This window comes from Pseudomonas japonica, from assembly GCF_900188455.1.
In the GTDB taxonomy this organism is placed as follows: domain Bacteria; phylum Pseudomonadota; class Gammaproteobacteria; order Pseudomonadales; family Pseudomonadaceae; genus Aquipseudomonas; species Aquipseudomonas japonica.
On the sequence record NZ_FZOL01000008.1, the window covers coordinates 235568 to 242752 of the forward strand.

Sequence of the window (7185 nt, forward strand, 5' to 3'; positions counted from 1 at the left end):
ATGCGTGCATTCCCCCATGCTGGCAACCCCCTGATTTAAAAAAAGTTTCTGTCCGGAAACAGGGTCGGTTCCGACCCCGCGACCGCCCTGCCCCGCGGGTTGCACTCAGGCCGCTTCGCGCTGGCCGCTGCTGCGGCTGACTTCGAACAGGCCGACCAGTTTCTGCAGTTTGTTGGCATTCAGGCGCACGGTCTCGGCACTGGCGTGGAGGACGTTGACGGTCTGGTGCATTTCCAGCGAGGACTGGTCGACCTCCTTGATGGTCCGCCCATAATCCAGGCTGCGCTGGTTGAGCTGCTGGATGATGCCGAACATGTTTTCCACGGCCTGGTGCAGTTGCACGTTCTCCGACGAGGCCTGTTCGGCAAGACCAAGACTCTGGTCGACATTGTTCACCCCATCCTCCATGAAGCCGACAGCCTTGCGGGTCTCACCCTGCAGGCTCTCGACGGTCAGACGGATTTCTTCCGCCGCGCTGGAGGTGCGCGCGGCGAGGCTGCGGACTTCGTCGGCGACCACGGCGAAGCCTCGACCATGCTCGCCGGCCCGCGCCGCTTCGATGGCGGCATTGAGCGCCAGCAGGTTGGTCTGGTTGGTGATGTCGCTGATCAGGTGACTGATCTTGCCGATCTCGGCCATGCGGCTATCGAGCAACTGCACGCTGGCGGCGGAGCGTTCGACCACGTCGCGAATCGACTGGGTGCCCTCCTGCACCGTGAGGAATTGCTCGCGGGCACGCTCGACCACTTCGTCCATGGCCTGTTTCATCTGCTCGGCACCGGCGGAGGCCTGCTGGATTTCACCGAGCTGCTCTTCGACGATGACCATCATGCGGTGCACGGCATCGGCCACTTCCATCGAGGTACTGCTGGCCTTGCGGCTGCGCCCGAGCATCATCTGGTTGGTGGTGCCGACGCTGTGACTGGCCTTGACCACCTGCCCCACCACCGAATCCAGGTGGTCGATGAAGCTGTTGATCCAGCGGCCCATATCACCGGTCTCGTCGTTGGCCATGCGCGAGGCATCCAGGCGCTGGCGCAGGTTGCCCTCGCCCTCGGCGATGGTCCGAATGACCCCGGTCATTTCGTTGAGACGCGCGGCCAGGCGTTTCGGCCCGAGGGTGCTGAAGACCAGCGCGGCGACCAGCAGGCTGCCGGCCTCGCACAGGTCGATCAGGTGCTGTGGCAGGCCACTGTAGTGCTGCACCGCGTAGTTGCAGGTGAACAGGCCGAGCATGGTCGCCAGGTAGGGCTTCATCAGGCCGTAGCTGAGCGAACGACGGCGATAGACCTCCTCCAGATCGGCCTCGCACATCATCCCCCAGCGATCCGGTGAACCCGGCAACTGGAAGGTCACGCCCTTGCCCACCACCGGGATGTGCCGGTAGTCGGAGTAGCCCGGATAGGTGACGAACAGGTTCGAGCCGTTGCGGATGGTTTCACGCACGCCGGGGTGCAGTTGCTGGGTCGCCGGGTCGGTGAAGCGCAGTTCCAGTTCGGTATGACGCTGCACCTGCACGGTCTTCCACGGGGTGTGCACGCCGCTCTTGAGGTTTTCCCCGTGGCTGAAGGTGCCGTCCTCGAACCGCGAGCGGGACAGCGCCACCCCCGGCTGCAGGTTGCGATCGAAGCGCGACTGCACCATGAACAGGTAGTTGTCGCCAGACTCGGCGAAGATGTGCCCGGCCTCGCGCTGGATCAGGTCGCCCAGCACATCGTTGGGCACCCGCCCGCACAGGCAGCCGACGGTCTTGCCGCCGGCCTTCAGCGGCTGATGGAACATCAGTGTCACTTCGTCATGGAAGCGCGACGAGGAAGGGCCGATGGCCAGAGTCAGCGGATCGCTGTAGGGACCGTGGAGAAACGGCGCCTTCAGGCCCTCGGCCAGCGCCGCCGGGTTGATCGTGCGTGGCTGCTGGCCGCTCCAGGTCGAGGCCAGCAGCTTGCCATTGACATCGACGACGAACAGTTCGGAAAAGTCCTCGGCCTGTTGCAGTTTTTCCTGCAGGGCCTGGACATCGACGGCACTCAGGTCGCCCAGCCCCTGAGCCAGTTCGGCAAGATGCTCCCATTGCTCCAGGGCCCAGCTGTTGAGCAGCTTGACCCGGGTTTCGGCGATGGCTTCGAAGGTCTGCTCGATGACCGGATAAGCCGAGCGGTTGACCCGACAGGCCCAGCCCATGGCCAATTTGCCGGTCTTGCCCAACCAGGGCAGCCAGCGTCGTTCTTCACCCGACAAGTGCATGGAGTTGCTTGATAGCGACATAGACCTCTCCAACGGCGACATTTCAATGTCTTTCGAGAGGCAACTACCAGGCCAAGAGGAAAGCTAGCTAACGAATTTATCGAGAAAAGCTGGCTTTTTGCCACGGAGCGCCGCTCACGTCGCTCGGAGCCAGATCGAGGTCGCCCTAAACCAGGGCGCATCAGGGGTGGCGTTCGCCATTACAGTGCATCGCGCGACCCGTCTAGCTCGCGGCCAATACCCAGTCCGAGGCGCGCCGGCTGTACTCGGTTGGCTGGCTCGCCAGCCGTGGCTCGCGCAGGATGAACAGGCCCAGTTGCGCCGCCCGGGCGATGGCCGCCACCTTGTTCTGCACACCGAGTTTGACGATGGCGTTGCGGGTGTGGAAATTCACCGTCGACTCCGACAGATGCAGGATGTCGGCGACCTCCTCGGCGGTCTTGCCGATGGCCGACCAGCGCAGCACTTCGATTTCCCGGCAGGTCAGGCTCAGCGCCGCGATCTTGCGCTTGAGTTCCTCGACCTGGTTCATGTGGATCAGGTTGCACAGCAGCAGCACCTGCCCCGCCTTCTCGTACCATTCCTCGGCGCCGATCGGTCCGGTATGGCGGGCCACATCGAGGATGCTGAACACCCCGTCCGAATGCGAACCCTGCGACCAGCCATGGCAGAGCCCGAACGCCTGGGCGTCATCCCACAGACCCGGGGCGCAGCGGAAGAACTCTTCGTTCCAGGCGATCGGCAGGATCGAGCGTCGACAGTGGTCGATGCGTGGATCGACCTCGATGTAATGCCTGGATCGGTAGTTCTGGTTCCAGCCCACCGGCCAGGTGCTCCAGAGCAGAGGGCGCGGATCGAAACTGGTCCAGCAGGAGAATCCGAAGAAATCGAACCCCAACTGCACGACCAGGTCATGCAGGGTAGCGAAGCGAAGATGGGGGGAGACTTCTCGTGCCAAAACATGCAGAACGTCGGCACTGAACGGCATGATGCACCTCTTGTAATAAGCGCTGGTATCCCTCCCAGATGCGCTTTTGGGTGGCAGACAATCCGTGGTAACAAGTCGAGGCTAATAGCGGGGAAAAGCCCCGACAACAGGCTTTTAGGGTTATATCGAAAGGATGTTCATTGCCTGAAAATGGCTCTGTCACGCGGGTTTCAGAGAGACTTACGGATTCTGCCGATGATCCGGGGCAAGGAACTTTTTTCCGCGCGGCACTGTCCGCGGCGACCCTGTCGGATGATCTCGCTCTGCCAGGAAACCGGGCCTGCGCAACAGGCCCGGGTCGCCTCACACCTTGAACTTGGAAATCATCACATTGAGTTCCACCGCCAGCCGTGACAGCTCCTGGCTCGCCGCATTGGTCTGGTTGGCCCCCGCCGACGTCTGCATCGACAGGTCGCGGATGTTCACCAGGTTGCGGTCCACTTCCCGCGCCACCGAGGCCTGCTCTTCCGAGGCGCTGGCGATGACAAGGTTGCGCTCGTTGATCGCGGCGATGGCATCGGCGATGACCTTCAGCGCTTCGTCCGCGGCCTGGGCCACCACCAGGGTCTGGCTGGCCTGGCTCTGGCTGCTGTGCATGGTGCTGACCGCGCGGTGAGTACCGGCCTGCACCCCGCCGATCATCTGCTCGATTTCCTCGGTGGACTGCTGAGTGCGATGGGCCAGGGCGCGCACTTCGTCGGCGACCACGGCAAAACCACGACCCGCCTCGCCGGCGCGCGCGGCCTCGATGGCGGCGTTGAGCGCGAGCAGGTTGGTCTGGTCGGCGATGGAACCGATCACGTCGAGCACGCGGCTGATGTCGTTGACATGGTTGGCCAGGTCCTCGACTTCCTGCGCGGTGTCGCCGACATCGCTGACCAGGCTCTGGATCGAGGCCAGCGCCTGATCCACTTGCGCGCGGCCATGCTGGGTGGTGTCGTCGGCGCGACGCGAGGCATCGGACGTCGTCACCGCGTTGCTGGCGACCTCCTCGACGGCGGCGGTCATTTCGTTCACCGCGGTGGCCGCCTGTTCGATCTCGGCGCTCTGCTGCAGCAGGCCGCGGCTGGTGTCGTCGGTCACCGCGTGCAGTTCCTCGGAGGCCGACGCCAGACGGTCGGAGGACTCGGCAATCTGCCGGAGGGTGACACGCAGGCGTTCCTGCATGGTGCGCATGGACTCCAGCAGCAGCGCCGGCTCGTCCTTGCCGACCACGCTGATTTCCTGGGTCAGGTCGCCATGGGACACCCGATCGGCGACCACCACCGCTTCATGCAGGGGCAGGACGATGCTGCGGGTCAGCACCGCGGCGATGGCGATCATCGCCAGCAGAATGACCACCAGGGTCACCGCCATGATCACCACCGCGCGGTCGTAGGCTTCGCCGCTGACCTTGCCCGACTCCAGCAGACCGTCGTAGTTGTAGCGGATCAGGTTGCTCAGGTCGTTCATCATGTTGTCGGCATGGGCGACGATCGGACCGTTGAGCAGATCGGTGGCCTCGTCCGGGTGATCGGCGCGCACGGCATCGAGGAGCTTGCGCTGCTCGCTGGCGTACTGCCCGTAGGAGGTCTTGAAGGCCTCGAACAGCTCGCGGTTGCGCGGGGTGCCGATGCTGTCTTCGTAGAACTTCAGGTTGCCGCTGATCTCGCCCTGGCGCTCGCTGATCAGCTCCAGGGTGCGCAGGCGTTCCTGCGGGTCGCGTTGCAGGATCGAGCGCAGTGTCAGGGCACGCACCCGCCCCAGCGCCAGGCCGACCTCGGCCAGCGCATGGCTGCCGGGCTGCCAGTAACCGGTGATCTTCTTGGTCGACGAATCCATTTTCTCGGCTTCGAAAATCGCGACGCCGCCCAACAGCAGTACGAGCACCGCCAGGATTGCAAAGGCAAAACCGGCTCTGGCGCCAATGGAGAGATTTCTGACCCGCATCGAGCGTTCCTCAAATACCCGGCCTGGCTATGGTCGTGGTCGAGCCAGGCGGATTTAGCCTTTAGCCTCCAGGCAAGGGAGGCGGTAATGCGCACAAGGAGTGGTGTTCGCCGCTACGCGCGGGCCACGCAAGTGGTCAGCGGTATGGGTCGTTTTTTTAGTTGGCTGGGCGCCTGTAAAACCGCAGATAGTGTAGGGCAATGGCCAAATGATGGCAAACGGCGGGGATGGGGATACTGGGGGAGATTCCACCGCTTGCTTCTGCATCCGGCCCTGCGCTCCGGGTCCCCTCCCTCCGGCATAGGTATCTACACCTCTTCGAAGGCTTGTCGGGGGGCCGCATCAAGGCCGCTAGGTGCTTGTCTTGAGCCCTGCAGCGCTCTGAAGATCGAGCGCCGCCCGCGCGGCGCATCGCAGTGCATGACGATACCCTTCCAGCGCTCTTGAGATCGCGCGCCGTCCGCACGGCGCTTCGCGAGCAAGCTCGCTCCCACTGTTTGTTGCAACGTACCTATGTCTGTCAGGCCATGGTTGACCGCCTCGTTAGCACGACGGGATATCAAGTCGATCCAAATGGCCTCTACGCCAACCCCTGCCATGCACCAAGGCTGACAACCCCAATCCCACAGGCCATGGCGCGTTGCAACAAACTGTGGGAGCGAGCTTGCTCGCGAAGCGCCGTGCGGACGGCGCGCGATCTCAAGAGTGCTGGAAGGGTGTCGTCATGCACTGCGATGCGCCGCGCGGGCGGCGCTCGATCTGGAGGGCGCTGCAAGACCCAAGACAAGCACCTGGCGACCTTGATGCAGTCCCCCGACAAGCCTTCGACGATGCTACCTACACAAACGCATCCGCGTGGAAATCCACCTCCGCCAGCCCGCGCTGCGCCACATACTCGCGGCGCGCCGACTCGACCACGATCGGCGCCCCGCAGGCATACACCTCGAAGCCCTTGAGGCTATGGAAGTCCTCCATCACCTGGCGATGCACGAAGCCGGTCGCGCCCTGCCAGTCGCAGGACTCGCCCGGCTCCGACAGCACCGGGGTGTAGCGCAGCCATGCCAGCTCCGCCTCCCAGGCCAGCAACTGCTCGTGGCGGTAGAGGTCCTCACGGCGCCGCCCGCCCCAGTACAGGTACACCGGCCGCCGATTGCCCTGCTCGCGCAGTTGCTCGAGCAACGCCTGGATCGGCGCGAAACCGGTACCGCTGGCAAGAAACACCATCGGCGCCTCGCCCTGACGCAGGAAGAACGAACCGAACGGCCCCTCCATGCGCAGGATCGCCTTCGGCTGCAGGGCGTTGAACACATGCCCGCTGAACACCCCGCCCGGCATGTGGCGGATATGCAGTTCCAGTTGCTGCTCACGGGCAGCCGCGGTAGCCATGGAATAGCTGCGCCGGCTGCCGTCCTTGAGCAGCACCTGCACGTACTGTCCGGGGAAATAACTGAAGGTGCTGCCCGGCGCCAGCATCAGACGCAGCACGGCGACGTCGTGGCTGACCTTGTCGATCGCCGCCACCCGCACGCCCATCTGCTGGATGCTGATCCCGCGCAGTTCGGTGACTTCCGGCGCCTCGATCACCAGGTCCGACCGCGCCCGCGCGCAGCAGAACAGCGCCAGCCCCTGCGCGCGCTCGGCTTCGCTGAGCACCTCCAGCGGGCTGTCGGCGTGATCCACCTGGCCACTGAGCAAGCGCCCCTTGCAACTGCCGCAGGTGCCGGTGCGGCAACTGTGCTTGAGCATCAGGCCATCGGCCAGGGCGGCGTCGAGCACGCTCTGCTCCGGGGAGACCGGGCAGCTCAGGCCCACCGGCTCGATGCGCATCTGGAAGCTCATGACGCGCTCCTTGCCGCCAGCAGATCCAGCGCCACATCGACGATCATGTCTTCCTGTCCGCCGACCATGCGCCGTTTGCCCAGCTCCACGAGGATGTCCACGGTCTTCAGGCCGTAGCGCTTCGCGGCGATTTCCGCGTGACGGAGGAAGCTGGAGTAGACGCCGGCATAGCCCAGCGCCAGCGA

4 protein-coding genes and 1 pseudogene are annotated in these 7185 nt (G+C 64.2%); all 5 read right to left on the reverse strand.

The features are described 5' to 3' along the window. Positions 1 to 105 precede the first annotated feature (105 nt). Positions 106 to 2286: a methyl-accepting chemotaxis protein gene (locus CHB99_RS12740; RefSeq protein WP_428977840.1), complete on the reverse strand. Its 2181-nt coding sequence runs from the start codon at positions 2284 to 2286 to the stop codon at positions 106 to 108. Positions 2287 to 2467: 181 nt separating this feature from the next. Then, positions 2468 to 3232, reverse strand: coding sequence for an autoinducer binding domain-containing protein (locus CHB99_RS12745; RefSeq protein ID WP_052419427.1), 765 nt, complete (start codon positions 3230 to 3232; stop codon positions 2468 to 2470). 303 nt (positions 3233 to 3535) lie between these two features. Then, the gene (locus CHB99_RS12750) at positions 3536 to 5161 is read right to left on the reverse strand and encodes a methyl-accepting chemotaxis protein (protein WP_042124722.1); all 1626 of its coding nucleotides are present in this window, start codon (positions 5159 to 5161) and stop codon (positions 3536 to 3538) included. Positions 5162 to 5998: 837 nt separating this feature from the next. Then, entirely contained in the window at positions 5999 to 7000 is a 1002-nt protein-coding gene (locus tag CHB99_RS12755; protein WP_042129494.1) for a CDP-6-deoxy-delta-3,4-glucoseen reductase, read from the reverse strand. Then, positions 6997 to 7185 (reverse strand): annotated as a pseudogene (locus tag CHB99_RS12760) (4-hydroxy-2-oxovalerate aldolase); the annotation flags it as partial. The pseudogene CHB99_RS12760 and the gene CHB99_RS12755, both read right to left, overlap by 4 nt.

What these genes read in the sequence shown, in the direction of transcription:
- CHB99_RS12740 (WP_428977840.1), bottom strand. Translation starts at nt 2,286, where the DNA reads ATGTCGCCGTTGGAGAGGTCTATGTCGCTATCAAGCAACTCCATGCAC.
- CHB99_RS12745 (WP_052419427.1), bottom strand. Translation starts at nt 3,232, where the DNA reads ATGCCGTTCAGTGCCGACGTTCTGCATGTTTTGGCACGAGAAGTCTCC.
- CHB99_RS12750 (WP_042124722.1), bottom strand. Translation starts at nt 5,161, where the DNA reads ATGCGGGTCAGAAATCTCTCCATTGGCGCCAGAGCCGGTTTTGCCTTT.
- CHB99_RS12755 (WP_042129494.1), bottom strand. Translation starts at nt 7,000, where the DNA reads ATGAGCTTCCAGATGCGCATCGAGCCGGTGGGCCTGAGCTGCCCGGTC.